General features: G+C 40.3%; 14 protein-coding genes and 1 pseudogene. 9 read left to right on the forward strand and 6 right to left on the reverse strand.

Going from position 1 to position 24,969, the window contains the following annotated elements; all coding sequences use genetic code 11:
* Positions 1-23 precede the first annotated feature (23 nt).
* Positions 24-791 carry an ABC transporter permease gene (locus tag FXW07_RS04735; RefSeq protein WP_048122597.1) on the reverse strand — a complete coding sequence of 256 codons (768 nt, stop codon included), beginning with the start codon at positions 789-791 and terminating at the stop codon, positions 24-26.
* Between the two features lie 76 nt (positions 792-867).
* Complete coding sequence (locus tag FXW07_RS04740) at positions 868-1,965, reverse strand: glycosyltransferase (protein WP_229394449.1); 1,098 nt, start codon at positions 1,963-1,965, stop codon at positions 868-870.
* Between the two features lie 865 nt (positions 1,966-2,830).
* Here FXW07_RS04740 and FXW07_RS04745 point away from each other — a divergent pair.
* Positions 2,831-5,380 (forward strand): oligosaccharyl transferase, archaeosortase A system-associated, encoded by a 2,550-nt coding sequence (locus tag FXW07_RS04745; protein WP_229394450.1) that lies wholly within the window; start codon positions 2,831-2,833, stop codon positions 5,378-5,380.
* A 184-nt stretch (positions 5,381-5,564) separates the two neighbouring features.
* Here FXW07_RS04745 and FXW07_RS04750 read toward each other — a convergent pair whose 3' ends face one another.
* On the reverse strand, positions 5,565-7,031 hold the full coding sequence (locus tag FXW07_RS04750; RefSeq protein WP_229394451.1) for a DHH family phosphoesterase: 1,467 nt from the start codon (positions 7,029-7,031) through the stop codon (positions 5,565-5,567).
* Positions 7,032-7,713: 682 nt separating this feature from the next.
* Here FXW07_RS04750 and FXW07_RS04755 point away from each other — a divergent pair.
* The 6 genes from FXW07_RS04755 (at position 7,714) to FXW07_RS04780 (ending at position 13,482) form a co-directional block, all read left to right on the forward strand.
* Positions 7,714-9,222, forward strand: coding sequence for an NAD(P)H-hydrate dehydratase (locus FXW07_RS04755; protein ID WP_229394460.1), 1,509 nt, complete (start codon positions 7,714-7,716; stop codon positions 9,220-9,222).
* 161 nt (positions 9,223-9,383) lie between these two features.
* Positions 9,384-9,569 carry a hypothetical protein gene (locus tag FXW07_RS04760; RefSeq protein WP_048157659.1) on the forward strand — a complete coding sequence of 62 codons (186 nt, stop codon included), beginning with the start codon at positions 9,384-9,386 and terminating at the stop codon, positions 9,567-9,569.
* Positions 9,570-9,798: 229 nt separating this feature from the next.
* Positions 9,799-10,266 carry a cyclic pyranopterin monophosphate synthase MoaC gene (moaC, locus tag FXW07_RS04765; protein WP_048124228.1) on the forward strand — a complete coding sequence of 156 codons (468 nt, stop codon included), beginning with the start codon at positions 9,799-9,801 and terminating at the stop codon, positions 10,264-10,266.
* A 76-nt stretch (positions 10,267-10,342) separates the two neighbouring features.
* Entirely contained in the window at positions 10,343-11,194 is an 852-nt protein-coding gene (locus tag FXW07_RS04770; RefSeq protein ID WP_229394452.1) for a ribose-phosphate diphosphokinase, read from the forward strand.
* A 60-nt stretch (positions 11,195-11,254) separates the two neighbouring features.
* Positions 11,255-11,977: a hypothetical protein gene (locus FXW07_RS04775; RefSeq protein WP_229394453.1), complete on the forward strand. Its 723-nt coding sequence runs from the start codon at positions 11,255-11,257 to the stop codon at positions 11,975-11,977.
* A gap of 716 nt (positions 11,978-12,693) precedes the next feature.
* Complete coding sequence (locus FXW07_RS04780; RefSeq protein ID WP_048157652.1) at positions 12,694-13,482, forward strand: C15orf41 family protein; 789 nt, start codon at positions 12,694-12,696, stop codon at positions 13,480-13,482.
* Between the two features lie 139 nt (positions 13,483-13,621).
* Here the strand turns inward: FXW07_RS04780 and FXW07_RS04785 are convergent, their stop codons facing one another.
* Positions 13,622-16,846, reverse strand: coding sequence for a DNA double-strand break repair ATPase Rad50 (locus tag FXW07_RS04785; protein WP_229394454.1), 3,225 nt, complete (start codon positions 16,844-16,846; stop codon positions 13,622-13,624).
* A 2,087-nt stretch (positions 16,847-18,933) separates the two neighbouring features.
* A pseudogene (locus FXW07_RS04790) lies at positions 18,934-19,371 on the reverse strand (exonuclease SbcCD subunit D); the annotation flags it as partial.
* Positions 19,372-19,595: 224 nt separating this feature from the next.
* Here FXW07_RS04790 and FXW07_RS04795 point away from each other — a divergent pair.
* A complete protein-coding gene (locus FXW07_RS04795; protein WP_229394455.1) occupies positions 19,596-20,942 on the forward strand; it encodes a hypothetical protein in 1,347 nt (448 codons plus the stop codon).
* Between the two features lie 100 nt (positions 20,943-21,042).
* On the opposite strand, the gene FXW07_RS04800 is transcribed toward FXW07_RS04795, so the two are convergent.
* Positions 21,043-21,405 carry a hypothetical protein gene (locus tag FXW07_RS04800; RefSeq protein WP_229394456.1) on the reverse strand — a complete coding sequence of 121 codons (363 nt, stop codon included), beginning with the start codon at positions 21,403-21,405 and terminating at the stop codon, positions 21,043-21,045.
* A gap of 840 nt (positions 21,406-22,245) precedes the next feature.
* On the opposite strand from FXW07_RS04800, the gene FXW07_RS04805 reads away from it, so the two are divergent.
* Positions 22,246-24,969: NB-ARC domain-containing protein (locus FXW07_RS04805; protein WP_229394457.1), on the forward strand; the 2,724-nt coding region annotated here is incomplete at its 3' end.

Below are 24,969 nucleotides of genomic sequence, written 5' to 3' on the forward strand. Positions count from 1 at the left end.
TGAGTCACAACTTGTGATTTTAATTATATGAAATCTCGAATATCTTTTTCCAGTTTTTTGAAGATAATTTCTGCAAAGAATAGAATTACAAAACTTAACAAAAGCAAATATAAAATAGGTTTTAAACTCGGGATTTCTTTATATATAAATATAGTTTGATACAGGTGGATGAATGAAAACGCCGGATTATAATTCATGAGTTTTTTTACAACATCTGGGAGTACATCATAAAGATATACTATTGGGGTAAACCAAAACCAGATTTTAAGTACAATTCCTACAACTTCTTTTAAGTCCCTTACGAAAACAACAAATACTCCAATAAAAAATCCAAGGGAATAAGCGAAGATCTGCTGGATAATATATATAAATGGGACTACTAGAATTACACGGCTTATTCCATACCCACTGATTAGAAGTAAAAACAGGAATATTCCCATTGTCACAACATAAGTAATACTCTCCGAAACTGCAATATAGAGAGGAAATGAGGACAGATCAACCTTAACTTTGGATATGATATATTTCTTGTCTAAAAAAACACTAGATGTCCTTGTGACAGTATTCGAAAAAGCATTCCATGCAATTACACCAGAAGTAAGATAAAACCCATAAGCGTAGACCGAAGACGAACCAGGCAACCGCGATCCCATAAGATTCGCAAATATGACGGTAAATATAAAAATATCCACAAGTGGATAAATAAAGTTCCACAAAGCTCCTAAAGTAGATCCGGAGTACTTTTCAGTAATATCCCTTTTTGCTAATTCAAGAATTAAACCTATATTCAAATTAATATCTCCTGATTATTACTTCGCCGGGGGGAAGAATATTATATTTTTTGAGAAACAATCTGATTATCGGAAGTTATCTATCACAAAAACAATTTTCGCAGGCAATATTTTTTTTCATGCTATTTTCAAAAATAGAGATATCAAACATAGCTGCTCTTTTAAAACATTCATTTCCATAGCTTGATGGGTTTTTCGAGATATTCTTTACTGCCCTGATTATATTTTGAACATCCGCTTCCACAAACACGCCGGTTTTCCCGTCGACTACCGTTTCCTTAAACCCACCTTCATTTACAGCTACTACAGGTTTTCCACTTGCCATAGCTTCCACAGGAGTCATCCCGAAATCCTCATCCATGGCAGTACAGATAAAACCTCTACAGCGGGAATAAAGGTCAAGCAATTCCGTCTCGGAAACTTCCCCAAGAACCTTCACGTTTTCAGGTAAGTTGTCAAGAATATTTTTTGCATAACTTTTTGCGTGATCTCCTTTGGAGTACCCCCCAACAATGACAAGCTTTTCTTCGGGCATTTTCTTGAATGCTTCAATTTGAATTTCCACCCGTTTTTCAGGATAGAGCCGGTTTACTGAAAGCCAGAAGTCTCCATATTCTTTACAGGTAAATTTTGAAGTTTCGACAGGGGGGTAGATAACTTCAGCGTCCCTGTGGAAATACTTTTTGATTCTTGTGGAGGTATTTTTAGAGTTAGTTACGATTTTACACACATGGGAAAGGTAATATTCCGAAACTGGCCTGTGAAGCCTGACCCAGATCCGAAAGAAGATCGAGATCCAGATAGGTTGCCTACTGATAAAGGTCTCGTAAAGGTCATAGAAAGCTCGTGTAGGAGTATGGCAGTAATACAGGTTGGGCTTATGTTTCTTTGCTGCGAAATATGCCCAGTTGCCTGAAAAAATAAAAAAATCGTATTCCTTTGAAAAATCACAGGCTGCAAAATGATATGATGCGGAAATCTGCTTCAGAGGAGGTATTTTTGGAGTTTTTCCCAGGCTGATTATGTGTATGTTGGAATACCCCATCTTTTTTACGGACTCCATATTCAAGTCAGTAGTGATAACATCGGCATTGAGGTATTCTGCGAGCATGAGGACAAGTTTCTCTCCACCGCCAATGGCTCCGAAATAATCATGAAATATAGCTATTTTCATTGATTTCTCACTTTTTTCAGGGGTTTAAACAAATACAGATAAAAAGCTAATTTAATTATAAATGTAAACATCGAGTCCCCCGGGGCGGGAAGAGTATCGTGTCATATTTTTATAATTTAAAGTTTCCTATCTATCCTTGAAATATCAATATAAAAGTTATCTGTGGTTTCTGATTTCCGATTAATAGTACCCAATTTCTGCAAGATTTCAACAATTCCAGGACTTACTACGCAGTTGAACTGAAAAATCAACAGCATCAGAAGGTTAACTGTTTAAAACGTGACCTTAACCCATAGTCTTTGCCATAATTGATTTTGTTCCTCAAGTACATAAGTCCTAAATTCATTGAACTCAACGATTATAAATATATTGAAAATTGTATATCAACAGTAAAGACATACGATACTTTCCAGATGAGATGGTTCATTAGATATATATAATACTTCCCAGATGGATTCTGTTCCAAAATCTAGTGATTTTTGCATTTTTGGATTGAAAATCTGAATTCGCAAGAAGAATCCAGTGATCATCAAAACCAATATTCGATATCTAAAGACTTCAATTCTTAAGTCGTATCATAAGGATTGTGACGAATTACAAGGTCCAATGATTTTGAATTTTACATTCATCACTAGATTTTGGTACTGAGTCAAAACAACCTTAAAGTTATTATATAAATTCAACTACTATCAAAGATTAAGATATTCAAGAGTTAAATGAATTCAAGAGTTAAATGAATTCAAGAGTTAAATGAATTCAAGAGTTAAATGAATTCAAGAGCGAAATGAATTCAGGGGCGAGATGAATTCAAGAGCGAAATGAATTCAAAAGTGCGATGAATTTAAGAGTTAAAAAACTAAAAGAGATGATTACTACGAACAAAGGCATGGGATGTCCGGTGGCAAAACGGCCCGCTCATAGGTTAAAATTCAGTATTATTTCTTTGATTGCAGTTGCATTGGTTGCTTTTCTCATGCGCATGATCTCATATTCCGCCGCTACTGCAAACGGAAGCATAAATCTTATGGGATATGATAGTTTCTACCATATGCGGCGCATTTTATATACAACTTTCAATTTTCCACATCCCCTTAATTTCGATACTTATATTAATTATCCTGCGGGGTTTGAAGTTGGATGGCCGCCTTTTTTTGACTTTTTAGGTGCGCTGCTTGCAAAAATCCTTGGAGTAGGCAACCCTAGTTTGTATACCACAGAATTTGCAGGAGCCTTGCTGCCAGTGCTTCTGGGAGTCCTGACAATAATTCCACTGTATATAGCAGCTGCTGCGATATTTGACCGAAAAACCGCACTTCTTGGAGCCTTAGTTTTTGCAGTGATTCCCGCCCATGTTTACGTATCACGGTTTGGAGCAGTTGACCATCACGTAGCAGAAACCCTCCTCTCAACATCAGCTTATGCATGCTTCATACTTGCTTTAAAATGGGCAAGAGAAGGCTCTCTTTCCCTGGCCTCTCTTAAAACTATCTCTTCTGAAAAGAAGCTAATTAAATCGCTAGCTTTCGCAGGAGCATCCGGACTATTCTTTGCACTTCTGATTTACACATGGATAGGTGCCCTTGTCTTTGTAAGCTTTATTTTACTTTACGCATTCATACAGACCATAATCGATCTTAAGGCTGAGAAAAACTCCGACTATCTTCTTATATGCTCTACCGTAGCCCTTCTTGCAACGCTTATCTTTACAATTCCACTCTCAGCAGGGTCCTTGCGTCCAGGCCTGGAAATGAGTGCAATGTATCTTTCCTGGTTCCAGGTATTCTATGTATTCAGCATGCTAGCCGGAACCTTAATCCTCTGGGTCTTTTCCTTATATATCTCGAAAAAAGGTCTTGACTGGAAATACTATCCAGCTGCCCTAATACTGATCTCTGTAGCAGGTCTTCTGTCCCTTAAAATTTTATCTGCCGAATCTTATTCTTTTGTGATTGAAGGAATGAGTTTCTTCCTCGGAAAAGGTGAATACATAAGCACGATTGCCGAAGCCCTGCCAATATTTTTAACTACAGATGGAACACTTACTTTTTCGCCAATATTGGGAAGTCTTGGGCTTTGTTTCATTACCGCTCTGGGAGGATTATTCCTGCTCGGCCTTGAGTGGATCGGAGAAAAATCAAAGTCTGAAGGAGTATTTTTCCTATTATGGTCGGTCTTTTTCGCATATTTAACACTCTCTCAGAGGCGTTTCTCATATCTGTTTGCAGTAAACGTTTCAATCCTTACATCATATTTCCTCTGGGTTTTACTGGACTCCTTTGACTTTGAGACTGAAGTAAAAAAACTGGCAAAATCTGTTCCGATTCACGGAAATAATGCAATGATTACATCTAAGGCAGAAATGGAAACAAAGTCAAAAAGGGCAGAAAAAGAAACAAAGTCAAAAAAAGCAGAAAAAGAAACAAAGTCAAAAATAAAATCAAAATCGAAAATTAATAATCTTTCAGGTTCAAAACAGAATTCTCAACCGGACTATTTCAAAATTTTCTCATCCCTGGTACTTATAGGGCTTGTGTTTATACCCTGCATATTGGCAGGATTTGCCTTTGCAAAAGATCAAGGCTTGATTGACCCTGTATGGAAGGACTCTCTCACCTGGCTTGGAGCTTCGAGCCCTGAAACTTCTGACTACCTTGATCCTTCCGGAACTCCCGAATATGGGGTTTTGAGCTGGTGGGACTACGGAAACTGGATTGTTTACCAGGCTCAAAGGCCTGCAGTTTCAAATAACTTCCAGACCGGCGTAGACGATTCTGCACATTTCTTCACAACGGACTCCGAGGAAGAAGCAAAGGCAATCATAGAAAAGCTTAAAGTAAAGTATGTAATGACCGACAATCTGATGGCAGGCGGCAAATTTGGGTCTATTGTTAAGCTTGCAGGCGAGAACATAAGCAAGTATGTAAATGTTCAAACCGTCAACGTAAATGGCGGGCTTCAAACGATTGCAACTGCTAAAAAGGAATTCACAGAGACCGAAGTATACAAACTTCATCAACTTGACGGGTCAAACCTCGGAAACCTGAGGCTTGCCCATGAAAGTACTGCATCTGTGGATGATAATGACACAGTTAGTGACGTAAAGATATTCGAGTTTGTCCCCGGAGCCAGGCTTTCAGGTACTGCAGACCCAGGGCAAAACATTACTGCGACCCTTGAGCTAAGCTCAAATACAGGCCGAAAATTCACATATCAGAATGAAGTAATGTCGGATAAAAATGGTTCATTTGAAATAACCGTACCTTACTCGACCGAAAACAATGCAGATGGAGTTAGTGCTCTATCGACCTATTCCCTGAATGCAGGAAGAAATACAACCGTTTCAGAGATCCAGGTAACGGAAGACGATGTCCTTAAAGGAAACAAGATAGAGGTGAAAATCCCGGACTCAAAATGAGGAACTTCTGAGCCGGATTTTTAAAATGAAAACAGAAATTAAAATCTTTTAGAATACGAAAAGAGAAAAAGAAATCTTTTCATTCTCTTTTTCCTCTTCTTTTTATTGTTTTTCAAATCGGCTTTACTCAATATTTTGGGAAGACAACTTTAGTAATGGGGCTGCACTGAAAATCTTGAAGTTTTCATTCTCCAGCACTTTCGACTCCTACGGCGCTCAGGAACCTTTTCACTACGGCTTCATTAACCAGCCTGAGTAACGTCTGCCGGTCTTTTGTAGCGCTGAAAACTCCAAGGGGAATCTGGGCTCCTGCTGCGTTTGCATGTCCACCTGCATCTTCGCCGAAAGCCTGGCGCATAACTTCGCCGAGGTTAATTCTGATATCATTGCTTCTTCCGGAGATGTATATGCGGTCTTCAGTTACTCCAAAGACTACGGTTGTAGAGATCCCTTCAAGGCTTAAGAGATAATCTGCAGCTTGCGGAAGCGTATCCCTGTCCCTTATGTTCCCTACATTCGAGAGAAGGTAACTTCCCATTACCTGCCGGTTTCTTATGGCTTCCCCAAGCACCTCAAGGGTTTCAGTGGCCATCGAAGGCTGCTCAAGCTGGTCCAGGATTCCGTGGTTTGAAAGGGGGTAAAGGTATGAAGCGGCTGATAGATCAGCAGGGTCGGTCTTCCGCTTGAAGTCCTGGGTATCAGTCCGGATTCCGTAGAGCAGGGCTGTTGCCAGAGTCTTGGATATATTGATATTAAGCTGCTGCAGGTACTTTGTCATTATAGTAGCCGTTGCTCCGAAGTTAGGCCGGATATCTATGTACTCAGCCTTTATCTCGGTTTCTCCTGGAGGGTGATGGTCAATTACAATGCCCACAAACGAGTTTGGGGGAACCATATTGTTAACTCCTGGAATGGAGCAGTCTATCAGGGCGATTTCATCGAAGCCTTTGAGGCCGTTCTCTTCCATCTTACCGAGGTCGATACCTAGCAGGTTTACAAAGGCTTTATTTTCCTGATGACCGATTCGGCCATGGTAGAGGATGTTTGCTTCAACCCCGATACTCTTTGCAATTTCTTTCAGGGCCAGTCCGCTCGAAATGGCATCAGGGTCAGGGTTATCGTGGATTACTATAGCTAGTTTTTTGTCTCTTATTCCCTTCAGCCACCGCGCAAGCCTGTTACCTCTGTGGACAGATTCGGCTCTCTCAAGAGAACGGGAAAGGGAACTTGCAACAAGCTTGGAAGGCATAAAGACATAATCTGCCCCAAGGTCTTCCATTTTTTCCTTATTGATAATATCTGAAGCTCGGGAAAATAGCTGAACATCAGGGTTAACTGCTTTTTTGAAATTCTCAATCCCCTTTCTGTTAGCCTCATTATTGGAAGTCAGGAAAAGTATAACAACAACATTTTTAAGGTCAATCTTATCGACAAGCTCAGGGTCGGAAATATCGCCTACAATCGCTTCAAAGCCCTCTTCCCTGAGAGTCTCGACCTTAGCTTCGTCTTTATCTACAATAATCACGAGCTTATTGCTTTCCCTGAGCTCTTTTGCAAGCGCAAAACCAACACTTCCACTGCCCAGAACAAGGTATCTGGGTTTGACTGTACTTTTAAGATTGCTATCCGCATCTTTTGATAAGTTAAGCAAAAATAGTCCTCCCTGTTTTATATAAGTCCAGACACATGTAAAGGAAAGCAAACATTTGATCAGAATCCTGCCTATTCACATTTTACTACAGTTAGTTATAGTCACGAGGCTAAATAATGCAACTGCCCAATAAGGTACAATGAAGTTTTTTGTTGCAACAATTACAGGCGTGACTATAACTGTAAGGCTAACTGTAGTTTTTGGACTGTTTTTCTTGCTGATTAGACACTCTTATGAAACTGCATTTTATATATCGTACTCTTTAAGAAATAATATGCTTTTTATGGGAAATTCAAAAATTCCGGTATAAATTCCGGTATATTATGTTATATTGGAATGTAACATATATACTTAATAACATCAAATAGGTTTTCCTCGGTGTAGAAATATAAGAAATAAATTCCCTCAATTGCTCTGGAGATATATAAAAATTTCTACTCCAATCTATGAGCTAGAGTATCTACTATAATTTATGAGCCAGAGAATCTACTACAATCTATAAGCCAGAGAATTTACTCCAATCTATGAGCCAGAGAATCCACTACAATCAATGAGCTTGGAATCTACTACAATCTATGAGCCAGCGAGTCCATATGAGTCAGATAGTTCAGGCTTGCAGAAAGATATGAAGGATTAAATGGGTAACAGAAGATCACATGAGATAATCCGGCAGGTAATAGTTATGAAGTGCATTAATTCTTTGAGGATGAAAGCGATAGACCGAAATTGCGAATGTCTTGGGCTTTTACCCGTCCAGTTAATGGAAAATGCGGGGGCTGTTATTGCACAGCACATACGGGAAAAGCTTGAGAGTGGCATGGTACTTCTTCTCGCAGGCCGGGGAAACAACGGGGGAGATGCATTTGTCGCAGCCAGACATCTTGCAGGCTCTTCAGGATACACTGTAAAGGTAATCCTGCTGGGAAAAGCCAGGGACATAGGAACGGAAGAAGCTTTCCATAACTTTTCCCTCTTGAAGTTCAGCCGTGTTGATGTTCTAGAAATAACGGACTCAAGCCAGCTTGAAGCTGCGGCTTCTAAATGGTTTCAGGAAGCCGATCTACTCGTAGACGCGGTATTCGGAACCGGAATAAGAGGAAAGCTCAGAGAACCTGAATCAAAGGCTATCGACTTTATAAACCGGGAAGGAAAAGCCGGAAAAACCGTAATTTCGGTTGACATACCCTCAGGACTTGACCCTGATGGTGGAGATTTTGAAAAAGCCGTGCATGCAGAGTTTACAGTCACTTTTCACCACATGAAGACAGGGCTTTTGAGCGAGAAGGCAAAAGAATACACTGGCATGATAAAGGTTGCAGACATCGGAATCTGTGCCGACGCCGAACAGTATGTTGGTCCCGGAGACCTTATGATGCTGCACAGGCGAGAGTCAGGGGAACACAAAGGTGATTCCGGAAAAATCCTTGTTATAGGAGGAGGCCCATATTCAGGAGCTCCGGCCCTTGCGTCCCTTTCAGCCCTTAAAGCTGGAGCAGACCTTGTAACTGTAGCAGTTCCAGGACCTGTAGCCGAAATAGTAGCATCATATTCTCCAAACCTTATCGTCCGAAAACTCTCTTCAAATGTCCTCTGCCCTGAAGATCTTTCAATCCTTATGGACCTTATAAATTCCCATGATGTAGTTGTGATGGGGATGGGGCTCGGAAGAGCGACAGAAACCCTGGAAGCCGTCCGAAAAATACTGCCCTTTTGCAGGAAAGCAGTTCTTGATGCCGATGCCCTCTCAGCTCTCTCAGGCGCTATTTTTGAAAGCCTTGCAGGCAACTGCGAACTGATAGTAACTCCACATGCAGGAGAATTTGCCCGCCTGAGAAATGTGGAAACTCCTGAGGACATGGAATCCCGTATTAAAGCCGTCAGGGAGTTTTCGGAGGAAAAAGGGGTTGTAACACTTCTCAAAGGAAAAATCGATATTATCTCGGACGGAAAGCAGACCATGCTAAACAGGACAGGAAACCCGGGCATGACCGTGGGAGGCACAGGAGATGTCCTTGCAGGGCTTACAGGATCTCTTTTTTCCAGAAATCCCGCATTCCTCGCGGCAGCCTGTTCTGCACATATCAACGGGGCAGCCGGTGATCTGGCTTTTGAAAAAGCAGGAAACGGGCTGCTTGCAACGGATGTTCTGGAGAAAATTCCTGAAATAATTAAAGCGGCTGAGATAGGGTAAAAAAGAAGATTGAGTGTAAGAGATTGAGTGTAAGAGATTGAGTGTAAGAGATTGAGTAGCAGAGATTGAGTAGCAGAGATTAAGTATCAGAGATTGAGTATCAGAGATTGAGTAAAGTAAGTGTAAAATATTGTAAATTTGCTAATGGGGAGGCAATTAGTATGGTACATGAAACTGAAAGAAAAATCGAGCTGAAAATAGAAAGAAACCGGATAAGAGTTACGATTTTTCATGGGGAAGACGAACAGGTCATAAAACTCAACCTTGAAGAAGCCAGAGAACTGAGAGAAGAGCTGGATAAAGTAATTGAAGACTATTCCCAAAGAAAGCAAATCAGAATAGACTGATCCGAGAAAATATGTGTTGAAGTGCCAAAAAAGCATAAAATGTCAGGAAAACATCAGAATGTCAGGAAAACATTAGAATGTTAAAAAGGCGTTGAAATACCAAAAATGACAAAAAAGAGATTTAATTTCAAAAATAAGTACTGAAATTCCATAAAAAGGGAATTAAAATCCAGGTTGTCTCAAACCAGAGAAATCAAGGTTATATATGTACGAAAAACGTGGTGATTTTGTGGAAAAGCAATTTACTCATATTAAGTCCGGCAGAGCGCATATGGTAGATATCAGCGAAAAACGTGAAGTTCCGAGATTGGCGCGGGCTGCAGGGGAAATTATACTTTCCGAGGAGACTATAGAGAAGATCCAAACCGGAAACGTGGAAAAAGGCAATGTGCTTGCAACTGCACGGGTTGCTGCCTTGCTTGCGATTAAAAAGACCCCTGAAATAATCCCAATGTGCCATCAGATCCCTATAACTGCCATAGATGTGGATTTTGAGATCGGCAAAGGGATGATTTCAGCAGAGGTAAAAGTCCGGACTGTCGGGAAAACGGGAGTTGAGATGGAAGCCCTCACAGGGGTTTCGGCAGCACTGCTGACGATCTGGGATATGGTCAAATCAGTGGAAAAAGACGACAGTGGAAATTATCCAAATACTTCAATACAAAATATTAGGGTGCTCGAAAAGCTCAAAGGATAAGGCCCAGGGTGAGCCCATAAAAAATAAGCTTTTTAAAGGATGGGATATATCAAGACCGCAGACTGAGGTATATATCTTGAAGATCATAGGTGGACCAGCATCACAATTACTTGCCAGCCGCACTGCCCGGGCTTTAGGGATAGAGCCTGTACTTTCCGAGTTTAATCGATTTCCTGATGGGGAACTTTATCTTCGAATCGCAGAAGATATCGAAAACGAGCGTGTAACCCTTATTCAGAGTACGCCCACTGATTCTGATCTTGTTTCCTTGCTCCAGCTTATCGATGCCTGTGAAGGAGCAAAAGAACTCAATGTCGTGATCCCTTACATGGGATATGCCAGACAGGATAAGAAATTCAAGCCCGGAGAGCCGATAAGTGCCCGTGCAATTGCCCGCTGTATAAGGGCTGACCGTGTCTTTACGATAAACATCCACGAAAAAAGTGTGCTTGAACATTTCCCTGGCTCTGCGGAAAACCTTGACGCAGCTAAACTTGTCGGGGACTATATTGCAGGGCTTAACCTGGAAAATCCACTTCTGCTTGCTCCGGATTCGGGAGCTGAAGGGCTTGTAAAGCGCGTCTCGTTAGGTCTGGGTTTTGATTACGATCACCTGGAGAAAACAAGGCTCAGCGGGGACACAGTTGTAATCAAGACAAAGAATCTCGATGTAACAGGCAGGAATGTTGTCCTTGTAGACGATATGATTGCAACAGGCGGGACAATGGCTGAATCTATCAAAATGCTCAGATCTCAGGGAGCTGCAGATGTTTACATTGCCTGTGTACATCCAGTACTTGCAAGGAACGCAGCTTTAAGGCTCTTCAATGCGGGCGTAAAGGATATTCTCGGAACCGACACCCTTGAAAGAGCAGAGAGCAGGCTGAGCGTTGCTCCCCTTATTGCAGATGCCCTTAAGGGACTCTGATTAAAATAGTTTAATTTTATTACCGTTAACTATTTTTTATGTTCTGTTGTTTTTAGTACTATGACTCTTCCAGAAGTCTGTCCACTTGATGAAAGTCAGACATGTAAAGGGCGGGAGTGTCACCTCTTCTGCCTTGAATGGAGAACAAGAGAACCCACCTGCCTTATAGGCTACAGTATAACAAGTAAAATTAAATCCGGAAAAGCTGACCGTAACAGGGATACCTATGCTGAAGACACTTTCCGAAAACTAGGGCGGCAGCCGCTTTCTAAGAGAAATAATGTCTCTAATAAAGGAGACTGGACCCCTTCAAGGCTCACAAAAAGACCTCAGGAAAAACCTGTTGAAAGAAATGAAAGGAATACTTCTAAGAGCCGGTACTTCCAGGACACAACTGTAAAGAATCCTGACCTGAAGCCTGAGGAAAAACCTGAGGAAAAACCTGAAGAAAGGCAAAGATATGCTCCAAGCGATACTGAGAAAGTCTCTATAAGGCTGGAACCCGGATTGAAAACTGAGCTGGCTGAACAGAATTCGGTTATATATGCAAACAATCAGCCAAAAGTACATGAAAAGTCAAAGGCCCCGGAAAAAGTCATTTCAAGAGATAAGCATACTACAATCTTTGCACTTTCTGATGCCGATAAAAAAGATACCTTTTGCCCGCCAGGGAGAGAAGAAAAAGCAGAAAAGTCCCCTGAAAACAGGGAAAAACGCAAAAAGCTTGATAAAGCGATGGAGATAGACCTTCCTGATACTTCCGAAGATGATTTCTGGAGTTAACCGTTTTCAGCCCGAAAATGGCTGTTTTTCGCTCAACCGTTGACCCACAACCGTCGATCCACAACCGTTGACCCACAACCGTTGACCCACAACCGTTGCGCCAGTTAATCACGCTGTCATAGCGTTTTAGATTTAGCAGTAATTTTCGCTCAAGCCTTTTTTGAAAAGGCTTGTGATCACGCTGTCATAGCGTTTTAGATTTAGCAGTAATTTTCGCTCAAGCCTTTTTTGAAAAGGCTTGGCAGTTAACCGCCCCCCAGCTCAAAGAAATAGCTCAGACATACAGGCAGAAGTTCCGGAAAGGGGTTCTTACCCTTGAAGAAAAAAATTATTATCTTTACTCCGGCGTTCCTGAAGTGAATTTGCTTGATTCCTTTATGAAACCGATTGTTCATGGTTTTAAGACATTGGGTTTAAAGATGTTGAATGATTATAATCCATGAATATAGAAGGAATTATGAGGAAATCAACTTACGTCTGAGAGAGAATTTTGATATCTTAAGATTCTCATTTTTTGTGCCGTTTAACTATGCTGCTTAACTTATGATGCTTAACTTATGATGCTTAACTTATGATGCTTAACTAATGCTGCTTAACTTATGTTGCTTAACTTATGCTGCTTAACTTATGTTGCTTAACTTATGTTGCTTAACTTATGCTGCTTAACTTATGTTGCATGCTCGGGAAGGAAACAAAAAAGGATATGATGATTCAGGATGGACCGCCAGACATACCAGACAATCTACAGCTCACTGCATGACTTTAAAGATGTTTTTCGACTTTCGGAGGAATATTCCAAACCCGTAGGTGTGCTTGCAACAATTCTCAATCAGAAAGTCGTGAAAAAGACTCGGTTCAAACACAGGAAAGTTTATTCAAGAGAAACTGAACTTTTTTTAAAATGGAAACAGGGACGCACTATTCTTGACCTTGCGGAATACACAGGCTTTCCTCCAACCCTTATGGCATCCCTTATTATGAAAAATTGTCAAATTTCCAAGAAAAGTATAAACTGGCTCTTCAAAAATGTGGATTTAATCGAAAACCGCCGTCTTCAAAAGGAAGTTAAAAAAGCTCTTGATGTCGATCACTTCTTTTCGCCTCATGCCCATGAGATGCAGTGTAAGAAAGGAGAGATGGGAGAAGCACTTATCCAGAAATGGCTCGATGATAGAGAAATTTCGTATTGCACCGAAGCAGACATTCGGGCCAAGGGAGAAGGCAAGACTCCTGATTTTGTCCTGGAAAATCCTGTATGTATAGACAATCTTATGGTCAACTGGATTGAAAGCAAAGCGCTTTTTGGAGACGAGTTCGAACATGAACATTATTCAAAGAAACAATTTCGGGAATATGCAGAGATTTTCGGGGAAGGTATGGTTGTCTACTGGTACGGGTATCTCGAAGATCTCCCTGCCGAGGGCTATCTTGTAAAGAACTACAGCTTTTTTGAAGAATATCAAGAGGATATTGACGAGCTATTTAATTATCTTGTATACTGGTGAATCGCAAGCCTTTTCAAAAAACTGCTTGCCCGCACGCCTTTTCAAAAAAGGCTTGAGCGAAAACCCAAGCAATATTTGTTGAGTTTAAGAAACTTGGCCCCAAACCCTATCGGCGTGATAAACCGGCGCAACGGTTTTATTAAAGTTTTGCAATAGACGACATATTGGTAATAGGGTCTTTTTCTACCTGGAAGACGTGGTCTGCCGAATCTATTAGGGATTCATCATGGGATACCACAATAATCTGGCCTACACCTATGCCGCGCATCATGTCTATGAGTTTCAAAAGCTGGTTTATATGCCCGCGGTCCAGGAAAACCGTAGGCTCGTCAAGGATCATGGGGGGGAGCCCGTCTGCTCTATCTCCACCAAAACCCATGGCAAGAAGCCTGTAGATCGCACAGCGCAGGACGAGGTTAAAGATTGCACGTTCTCCCCCGCTAAGGAGTTTTGGTTCAAGGGGAGTGCCGTCTTTTCTGTAAACCGTCAGGTTATATTCCGGGTCAAGTTCGATATGGGAATAGGCATTATTTGTGTACATAAAGCTGAACATTTCATTCAAAAGGGTAGAAAGAGCTCCTATGTTTTTTGTCCGCATATCAGCCCGAACGCGCATATACATGCTCTCAAGCTCCTCGGCGTTGCTATATACGGCTTCGAGGTATTGCTGCCTGTTCTCAAGAGCTTTGAGTTCTTCTTTCAGCTCATTGCGACGTTTTAGACTATTCTCGACCATACCGACTTCTTTTAAGAGCGCATCTTTGGCAGCCGTGATTTGCCGGATTTTTTCAGTAAGGTTTGCCTGATACTCTTCAAGCTGGGCACGCTGTGACTGAAGATCTTCAAACCTGCTCCCCTGCAGCTTTCCGTCAAGCTGTTTTACCCTTTCGTTTCTTTCAAGGATTTCCCTGTCAAAGAAGCCGACTTTTTCGGCAAGGTTCCTGATTGAAGCTTCAAGCTCGGAGATTTTGTGCTTAACGTTATCCATCTGGATCAGGTTTGCCCCGAGTTTTTTTGTCTTCAAGAGACGCTTTGCACTCTCTTCATAGGTTTCTTTTACCGCGGCTTCTTTTTTCCGCAGGGTTTCAAGCTCAACTTCCAGGGTTTTGAGTTTTTCCTTTTCCTGAGTCTCCCTCTCAGCAAGCCCTTTTAGTTTCTCATTGAGCTCTTCAAGCCTCTGCCCGTAATTTTCGATCAGTGCCAGGGAAGTCCTGATTTTCCCGTTCAGGCTTTCTCTTTCAGAGGTGTTTTCGGCAAGCTTTTTCTCAAAGGCTTTTGCCTCTCGAAGTACTCTTTCACTCTCACCATGGGCTTTTTGAGCCGCTGCCTCCCATCCCTGCAGGGCTTTAATGTCAGGAAGAAGCTTACCCATCTTGGTCTCAAGTTCTTCCTTTTGTTTATTAAGGCCTTCAAGTTTAAGGGAATCTTCCTCGGTTCGGGTTTTGTGGATCTCTATCCTTTCTTGCAGGTCTTTTGCCTTATTTTTGAGTCTTTCGGTTTCCAGGTCGTAATCCGAAATCCGCTTCTCCAGCTTTTTTGCATCCTTAAGCCGATTGAGTTTTTTCTCGACTTCGGCCTGCTGGAGCTTTATATCGAGAAGTTCCGCTGCAAGCTTTTCTCTCTTCTGTTCGGATTCCCCGGTTGTGCATGCGATTTCAGAGCCTTTAAGATCCTGCCCGCATGTAGGGCATTTTCCTTCGGCAAGCAGCTGCCGGTTTTTACGGATAACTTTATCAAGTTCCCTGAGAGTAGCTTCAAGCTCTTTTTCCCGCCCATGCAATCTGTTTTTGTTTTCCAGCAGAAGTTCACTGAGGTACTCCAGGTCCTCTAGCTGTTCTCCGGTAAAGCCAAGCCCCTTTAACCCTGCAGAAGCTTCGGATTTTTGCTCCTGGACTTCCAGAACTGCCTTTTCATTTTCCCTGAGATCCTCTTCAAGAATTTCAATCTCTGTTTTACTTTTCCGAACTGCGACCCTGGCATTTTGAAGTTCCTTATCGAGTGTGAGAAGATTTATGTCTCCGGTTTCTTTTTCTTTGAAAGCAAGTGCAAGTTTTGTCGAGGCTTCATTTTTTCGCTCACGCAGAAGGCTTTCTTTTTCTTCGAGCTCATTTATAAATAAAGGAATCTCATAAGTGTCCGTGAAGCCTGTAGTCTCTTTTGCAGTTTCTTTTAACTTTTTATTCTCATCCTCGATTCTCAGTATATTTTTCCGGTTTCCTTCAATTTCCCGGTTTGTAGACCCGATATCCTCCCTGCACTGGATCAAAGTCTGTTCGGTCTCAGCCTTTTCGTTTTCAAGGTCGTGCAGAGCCTGAGTGTGAACCTCTTCTTCCCTGAGTAGAAGAGCAAGTTCTTTTGAGATTGCGTTTACCTTTTCTCTGGCAAGAAATTCCTCTTTTTCCTGCTGCAGGCTCAGAGCCTCAATTTCAAGATCTCCAAAACCGCATTTTTCTCGAATAAGATTATTTTCTTCTTCCAGTCTGAGCAGAGCTTGCCTTTGTTCACGGGATTCTCCTGCGAGGTTTTCTTTTTCCCGGATACAGCCAGCCTTGTCTTCCTGAGATTTAGCCAGGGCCTGCTTCAGAGCCTGGATTTCCTGGAGACGTTCCCTGTGCTCTGTGATCATAAGGTCGAGTTTTTCTTTCTGGGCGGCTGCAACTTCTTTATTTTCATTAAATTTTTTTAAGATAGCATCGTTTTCCTTTATCTTCTGCCTGAGCCCATTCAAAACGGCATGCGGTTCTGTACTTTCAATTCCCTCAATTTCAGATTTTACGCTCGAAAGGCTGTTACCCGTGTCCCTTTGAAGCCTTTTTACAGCCGTTTTTGCGCTTCCTGCTCTTTCCCTGTATTCTTCGAGCTTTCCGAGCTGCAGCAGGCCGTCGATCATTCGCTGTCTGTCTTTTGGTTTTGCATTAATGAGTACATCAATTTCGCCCTGCCTGATATAAGCACAGTTCCTGTATGCATCTTCGTCCATATTCAGAAGAGAACAGACCTCTTCGTAAGTCCGTGTAGCCTGATCGACAATACTTTCCCCGTCGGAATAGAGCACGCATTTCGAATTCGAAGCGTTCTCACTTTTAGAAGAATACCTGAAAGCCTGTTCTATAAGGTAGTCCTGCCCTAAATGCTCAAAACCCAGGTTTATTTTCGCATTTTCAGCCCCTTTGAAGATTACATCTGCAAGCACAAAGTCCTTTGAAAGAATTTTGCTCCCAAAAAGCCCCATAAAACATGCTTCAAGCAGGCTGGACTTCCCGCTCCCGTTCACCCCGGAAATGACTGTAACTCCATCTTCAAATGTAAAATCCAGTTTTTTATAACTCCGGATGTTTTCAATATGCAGGTTTTTGAGTTTCACAGGTAATCACCAAGGTTATACTGTCGAGGTACAGCAGCCTTTCTCCTTCCTTTTTTTGGTCCGGCTGTCCCCGTTTTTTCACTTAGCTCTGTAGCCATGGCAGGTTCCTCTTCAGGCAGCTTTTTAGCTTTGTCTGTTTTTTCCTTTACAGGTTTGCCTTTAACCCCGGGGTCAGAACGCTTTCTACTCTTCTTCTCAGGTTTACTTTCAGGAAATTCACTTTCCGGGTTATTTTGAGGTTCATTTTCAAGATTACTTTCGGCTCGACGTTTAGATTTACCTTCCGATTTACCTTCAGATTTAATTTCAGATTTAATCTCAGGTTTAATTTCAGATTCACTTTCAAGTTCGGTTTCATTTTTACTTTCAGATTTAACTTCAGGTTCACTTTCAAGTTCGGTTTCAGCTTTACTTTCAGATTTAACTTTAGGTTTATTTTCGGCTCGGCTTTTAGGTTTAATTTCAGGTTTATTTTCGGCTTGAATTTCGGGTTTACTTTCAGCTTGAATTTCAGGTTCGCTATCTTTGTCTGTCCTGAACTCGGTTTCAGCCTCTTGAGTTTTTCCTGAAGTCCTGGAAGTTTCCTGCGAAATATCCGATTTGGGCGGCACTACATGTTTACTGTCCGGCTCTGTTGATTTTGAATCAGGCAGCTTCAAAAGCTCCAAATCAGATGAACACTGAGAGTTTGATGCTGGTAATTCGGAACTATCGGGACTCACGGCTGAAATCTCATTACTTTTTGATGTCTCAATGCTCTTTGATGTCTCAATGCCCTTTGATGTCTCAATACCCTTTGATGTCTCAATACCCTTTGATGTCTCAATACCCTTTGATGTCTCAATGCCCTTTGATGTCTCAGTACTCTTTGATGTCTCAATGCTCTTTGATGTCTCAGTACTCTTTTTAGTACCATTTTTTTCAGCATTCTTAATTCGGTCTGAAGTCCTCAGAATTCCTGAAAGTTCAGTAATTTCGAGCTTGTCGGAAACTATTCCCTCGAACCGGTTTTTACCAACAAACCCAGCCTCTCCTACAGTATCAGGGTTTATTTCTTCAAATTCCAGAAGTTTGGGAGTGATGGCAGAACTTGCAGCGCTGGCAATGTCAGCATAATCATCGGGACTGGAAGAATTGGCGGGAATCTCTATCCTGAAATCAGGGTTTTTGAAGTCCATAGCTTTAGCTTCAATAAGTTTCGATAGGCGGTCCTCGGTTTCTTCGTCTACCCTTGACTTTGAGATATCAGTGCTCCGGACAATTTCATCAATAATCAGCCCGCCGTCATTTAAGTTCATTTTCCGGATCTCGCTTGCAACGGCATGGTCAGGATCAGAAAATGTTACCGTTAAGACTTCCTCCGGGAAGGACTCTTTTGCCCTCCGGTCTATAAAGTTTGACACCAGAGCTCCTTTTTTAAGCAGGTATTCCTCAAGTTCGCTCTGTGACAGGACTGCCCCCGAATCCCCGAAAATTTCCAGAAATGTCACGGATTCAGGGATATCTTCCAGATATTCATCTACTTTAGAAAATATCTGTTCATAGGGCTTATCTTCCTCTTTCAAATCTACTCGGATGGAAAGGAATCTCCGGGTTGGAATCGTGCGTTTGCTAATTTCAAGTCCTTTTTCGGAAAGCGTGATAATATTATAGGAACGAGCTTCTTTTTCGGACAGACTGTTCCGTTCCGTACTGCCAGGGTAAGTAATCCAGGTTTCACCGGTTTTATTTTTGAGTATTGAATGTTCATGGTAGTCGCCAAGAAGAACTGCATCAACCTTGAAAGGAAGGTTTTCAAGCACCTCATCACAGTCCCATTCCGCATATGGAAATGGATTCATAATCTGGTGCATCACAAGCAGTTTCCAGCCGTTTTCCGCAGGGAAGAAAGGGATAGAAGGGATAGAAGAGATGGAAGGAGTAGAAGGGCTGGATAAAGTAGAAGAGGCAGAAGAGGCGGAAGGAGTAGATGGGTTGGGAGGAGTTGAAGACGTGGACGAAATGGAAGAAGTGGAAGGGTTTGAAGAAGCGGAAGGGTTTGAAGAAGTAGAAGCAGTGGAAGAAGTAGAAGAGCTGGAAATGTCAGGAGAGTCCGGCGTCTCAAACCCTGAATAGTCGAATATAGGAATTTTTGATTTCGGGACACTGTCGATCCCGTAGATGGCTGCATTACCTACCATTAGAGGTTTTTTTCCGAGCCTTGCCGCAAGTCCCATTTCCTCAAAAAGGTCGAGCCACTGGGTATTCTGCTTGCTCTCATGGTTCCCTACAATTCCTAAAAAAGGTATGTCAGCCGCCTTTAGCCTGGACAGGAGATTTATTGTATCAAGGAGGTCTTCAAGGGTCGGGTTCCTTGAATCAAAAAGGTCTCCCGCATGCACTACGGCATCGACCTGCATCTCAACCGCATCATTTACAACAAGTTCGAAAGCTGCAAAAAAATCGTTTCTCCGGACCTCGCTATGATATTGCCTGTATCCCAGATGCGTGTCTGCAGTGTGGAGTATCCTAATTTCCCTGGCCATGGTTCTATCAGTCTCTAATTTTTATCCTATGAGGGTTTCTATATTAGTAATTAACTAATTTTTACAGAAGATAGACTTCCTCCAGATGGGAAATTAACATCTTTCATGCCGGAATGCTGACTAATTGACATAAGTCTGGCATAAGATTCAAACATACAAAAATTTCAAAATCTTTTTGACTAATGAGAATAAAAAGCTTGGTAATTTGTATTTGGAGGACTAAATTGGAAGATAGTGAGTCATTTTTTTTAGATTTAAAAGAAAGTATAGCAAATTATTTTCAAGGTTATTCTCGGAAGTATGCACACATCACTGAAGAAGAGATAAAGATAGAAGTACCTAGTGATCGTATTCTTTTTACCTCAGATTCAGTAGAGTGTTCTTCTGTAAGCAAAGAATACATCGATCAACTGTTTTCGACTTTGATTTCTACATCAGCAGAAGGAGAAACTATAATTTTCAATGACTACTTTTTTGAATCGTTAATTAATTTTGATCTGAAAGTGAACGACCGAGAAAAAAATAAAATTGTTAACGATGTATTTAATAGTGAAAAGGTGGATGGCTATAATAAATTAACTTACAAACTAGCTCATTTATCGGAATTGTTCTTAGTTTCAATATATAAAGTAATGAATATGGAAAACAGAAAAAAATTTATTAATCTGTTAATTGGTCTGTCTTGGATTGAGCTATTTGTTTGTCGTGAGAAAAAGACACTACCAAAGAACTTAATTGAATGGATGAGACTTTTCCAAGAAAGAATTGTAACACTACAACTTAGTTCAAAAGAGCCTTTAGATTACAATACGTTTAGTAAATTAAGTGATGCTTATATATTTAATATCACATATAATTTAAATATTCCTTTATCAAAAAAACTATCTGTAGATGACTTATTTCCTTCTATTCAGAAGTTAACAGAGGGAAAATTATCTTTCAATGAAATTGACTGCCCAAAAAGAACTTATGTTTCAGATTTAGTCTATCACTACGAGACTGCAATATCTACTGAAAATCCGCATCTTCAGTTTCTTGCATTTTACCACATATTAGAATATTCCTTTGAGGAAGTCTATAGCAAAAACCTTATCGATTCTATAAAAAACAAAATAACTGATCCAAGTTTTTCCTATAACAAAACAGAAAATGTATCTGAACTTATAAAAATAATAGAAAAAAGTCTCAAAAAGAGAGATTTAGAGTATAATTACGATGAATTAGAATCTTTAAGACTTACTTTGAAGGAATACATAGATATTGATGCTTTGAAAACCCAGGTATCCAGATACGATTCAACCCTACTCGACTATTATAGCCAACCAGTACCATTTTTAGGAAAACATGTTGTAGATTTTAATGCTAGTCCAAAAGAAACAGTATCAAAAATAGCCGAAAGAATTTATAAAGTAAGAAATTCTATTGTTCACAGTAAAAAAGGAAATAAATTCATTTGTATGCCGTTTATACACGACAGGCAACTAAAGATGGAAATTCCCCTTATTAGGTTTATAGCAGAAGAAGTGATTCTAAAAACTTCTACACTGATTGACTTAAATCAATCAGTGTGACTGATTTTTATATCAAGGGCTTATACAGTAAGTCAAAGTTTGCTTTTTAGAATCTACCTTTTGAGTAGAATCGATACGCGAATAATCTAATGTCCTAATTTCATACACATCTTCTTGGATTTTCGACCTCTCTTTTAAGAATTTCTATCCAATCCGGAGACTCTACCCCGGGATACTCATATCCTAAAAGAAGCACCTCACTGAATTCTTCACCTTCAACTGACATGGACCCTGTTACCTCATATGTTGGGAACGGGACCGGAAGGACTCCTTTTACAGTTTCGTCAACTTCCAGTTTCGTAAGTCTGGTAAGGTTATCCGTAAAAAGCACTTCTTCGGCATTACTCGCAGTTACAATAGGTATTGTACGAATCGAGTGATATATACACGATTCAACGACAGCAAATCCAAGTACGAGTTCTTTCCAGATCATAGGTTTGTTCTGATCGGTTGTTTCTGCCATTGTTTATCCCCCAATTATAAACATTCAGTTCCGTTCAGTTTCATTCGGTTTAACAGGTTTTGAGCTTATAGAAAGGATATGACCATAAGCGATAAGTCTTTTTCATTCAAGAAAATCAGTGCTAGAAATCCTTTTCTACAACAGGTTTAGATTCTCTAACCCGATGAAAATAGGTTAAGACATGCGCAGTTGAACCGAATGACCGCCTAATATCGTAAAAACACACTATTGAGCGATGGTTATGAAACTCTTTTACTTATCTATATGGGTTAGGAAGGAATAGAAGAAACAGTATATAGGGGTGGAAGAATATAATAATTGAAAGCAGCATAATTTTAATTTAAAACGGGTAAAAGTAAGGGGGATTAAGGTTGATAATAGGAGTCAGTGAAATAATAATTGCGGTTATTATTATAATAGCTATTATATTTCTGATATTAACTTTTAAACGGCTTCGTGAATTAAAATGGAAATGAGAATATAAGTTAAATCTTCTGTGAAGATGCCTATTGCAGTGCATCTCAACTTTTTATATAAGTAAAGAGAAAATACGATCACTTCTATCTACAAAACCGCATACTTACTTTTTTGGTTAAACATAAAGTAGTTATAAGGAGAGTGCAATCCCTCTAAAACTCCAGACCGTGCGAAGTTATATTTTGCGTTCTTTCAGGCTTTACGAAATAGTTTTTTCTTAATTTTTCGCCTGGCGCTTGAGCATGTTTATATATTCATAAGTATACCTATCGTGACAATATAAAAAGATCAGAGGACTTCAGCAGTGGGCTGAAAAATACTTAGCGATAAGCTTTGGATAATTAGTTGAAACTGGTGGATAAAATGGCTCGTATATATGTGTCTTCTACTTTTAAGGATCTTGAGGAATGCCGTGAAAAGGTCAGAGTCACTTTGAAGCAAATGAGCCATGAAGATATAGCAATGGAATATTATGTTGCAGAAGACAAAAGACCAGTTGACAAATGCCTGGAAGATGTTGCCTCTTGCGATCTATACATAGGTATTTTTGCTTGGCGATACGGTTTTGTGCCTAAAGGATATGATAAATCCATTACAGAACTTGAGTATAGAAAAGCAGTCGAAACAGGAAAACATTGCTTAATATTTTTACTACGTGAAAATGCTCCTTGGCCACGTAATCTTATTGATAAAGGTGAAGATCAAGAGAATATTGAGGCTTTAAGGAACGAATTGTCTGATGAAAAAGAGGTTAGCTTTTTTAATACACCCGATGAGCTTGCCAGCGTTGTAGGCTCAGCTGTTCACAATTGGGAAATTAATAATAGAAACCCAGTTAGAAATCCAGTTCCAGAGCCTTTCCATATAGCACCCATTCAAGTCCCAGCATTAACAGAATCTTTTGTAGAACTCCCTGTAATGCAAGAGATTAAAAGCCATCTCCTCAATGGTAGCAATTCGCAAGGGATACTTGCTATTACTGCAATTCAGGGACTGGGGGGCATTGGAAAAACAACCCTTGCTAAGATTATAGCTCATGATAAAGAGGTTCAAGGTTATTTTTCAAATGGAATACTCTGGGTTACTCTTGGTCAGGAACCTGATAAACTCTCTTTGCTAAACGGCTGGATAAAGGAACTTGGAGATTATCAATCTAATCATACAACGGTAGAAACAGCATCGAATCATTTGATAACACTGCTTTACGAAAAACACATTCTTTTAGTAGTAGATGATGCCTGGAACTCAAGGGATGTAAAACCTTTTTTGGTAGGCGGGTCCAACTGCCAGACTATAATAACAACAAGAAAAGCTTACATAGCCGATGATTTAGGTGCAAAATGTTATTCTTTGAATTTAATGACAGAAGAGCAATCTTTAGAGTTATTTGCCAAAGTCCTGAAAGATTCCTGGAACGAAAATGAAAAAGAGGATGCCTTTAAAGTCGCCAAAGATGTTGGTTACCTTCCATTAGCTTTAAACCTGGCAGCTAAAAGGAGAAAAAGGGACTATTCCTGGATCAAGATACACGAAGCGCTTGAAGAAGAAATTGCTCGTCTTAGTGTTTTAAGTCCACGAATATTAGGAAAAGGAGAAGAAGGGCTGGAGGCATCTTTAAATTTAAGTTTGAAAGCTCTCAGGTCCTATAATGAAGAAGCTTTTTTAAATTTTATATGGCTTGGGGTTCTGCCTGAAGACATTAAAGTGAATGAAAAAATGGCTTCCACTCTTTGGGGCATAGATAAAGAAGAAGCTGGAGATGTGCTGGAATTTCTATGGGAAGAAGGTCTGCTTACACAAGATTCAATAATTCAATTGGGGAACGAAAAACTAAAAACGTACCGTATACATGACCTTTTTCATGATATTGCCTGTCATTATTTGACACGTTCCCCTGCTGTGGGAAATAGCACAGAACTTCCGGGCTTAGGATTAACGCTTAATGAAGCCCATGCTTCTTTATTAAACCGTTATCAATCAAAAACGCAGAAAGTGGGTTTATGGCATACATTAGAAGATGATGCCTATATCCACAGTCATCTGACCTGGCATATGGAAAAAGCAGGGCAGATTGAAGATATTCATAATTTATTAATTGAAGAAACCGAAAACGGAAAAAATGGATGGTATGAAGTCCTTGAATCCCTAGAACTAAATGCAGTTTTTATTGAAGATCTTATGCGAGCCTGGAATTTATCCGAAAAAAATTCAGAGCACCAAATAGAACAAGGCAATAAAACTTCTTTCATTGGACTGGAAATTCGTTATGCTCTTATATACACTTCAATAAACAGTTTGTCGTCTAATATTCCTACAGAACTACTAGTTTCACTTCTTGAGACTAAAAAATGGAGTGAAACTAAAGTGTTCATATATGCACAAAAGGAACCTGATTTTCATAGAAAAATAACTAAATTACTTTTGATATCTAAAGCAATAAATGATGGATCTCTAAAAAAAGAAGAAGTCGTTGAAAAAGCTCTTGAAATAGCCTCAAATATTCAAGATGATTATGACAGAGCATCTACCCTTTCTGCTTTTGTTCCTCATTTGGATGGCCAAAGAAAAGAAGAAGTGATAGAAAAAACCCTTGAAATTGCCTCAAATATTCAAGATGGTTATTACATAGCACATGTCCTTTCTGTTCTTGTTCCTCATTTTGATGGCCAAAGAAAAGAAGAATTTATGCAAAAAGCCCTTGAAATAGCCTCAAGTATTCAAGATGATTTTAAACGAGCATCTGCCCTTTCTGTTCTTGTTCCTCATTTTGATGGCCAAAGAAAAGAAGAAGTGATGGAAAAAGCCCTTAAAATAGTCTCAAATATTCAAGATGATTCTGGCAGAGCAGAGGCACTTTCTGCTCTTGTTCCTCATTTTGATGGCCAAAGAAAAACAGAATTTATGCAAAAAGCCCTTGAAATAGCCTCAAATATTCAAGATGATTCTGACAGAGTAGAGGCACTTTCTGTTCTTGTTCCTCATTTTGATGGCCAAAGAAAAGAAGAATTTATGCAAAAAGCCCTTGAAATAGCCTCAAATATTCAAGGTGATTTTACACGAGCATCTACCCTTTCTGTTWTTGTTCCT

This window comes from Methanosarcina sp. DH1 (assembly GCF_020804205.1).
In the GTDB taxonomy this organism is placed as follows: domain Archaea; phylum Halobacteriota; class Methanosarcinia; order Methanosarcinales; family Methanosarcinaceae; genus Methanosarcina; species Methanosarcina vacuolata.

Excerpts from the sequence above, each read along its gene's own strand:
- FXW07_RS04800 (WP_229394456.1), bottom strand. The coding sequence starts at position 21,405 with ATGGCAGAAACAACCGATCAGAACAAACCTATGATCTGGAAAGAACTC.
- FXW07_RS04745 (WP_229394450.1), top strand. The coding sequence starts at position 2,831 with ATGATTACTACGAACAAAGGCATGGGATGTCCGGTGGCAAAACGGCCC.
- FXW07_RS04775 (WP_229394453.1), top strand. The coding sequence starts at position 11,255 with ATGACTCTTCCAGAAGTCTGTCCACTTGATGAAAGTCAGACATGTAAA.
- FXW07_RS04755 (WP_229394460.1), top strand. The coding sequence starts at position 7,714 with ATGAAGTGCATTAATTCTTTGAGGATGAAAGCGATAGACCGAAATTGC.
- FXW07_RS04740 (WP_229394449.1), bottom strand. The coding sequence starts at position 1,965 with ATGAAAATAGCTATATTTCATGATTATTTCGGAGCCATTGGCGGTGGA.
- FXW07_RS04760 (WP_048157659.1), top strand. The coding sequence starts at position 9,384 with ATGGTACATGAAACTGAAAGAAAAATCGAGCTGAAAATAGAAAGAAAC.
- FXW07_RS04780 (WP_048157652.1), top strand. The coding sequence starts at position 12,694 with ATGGACCGCCAGACATACCAGACAATCTACAGCTCACTGCATGACTTT.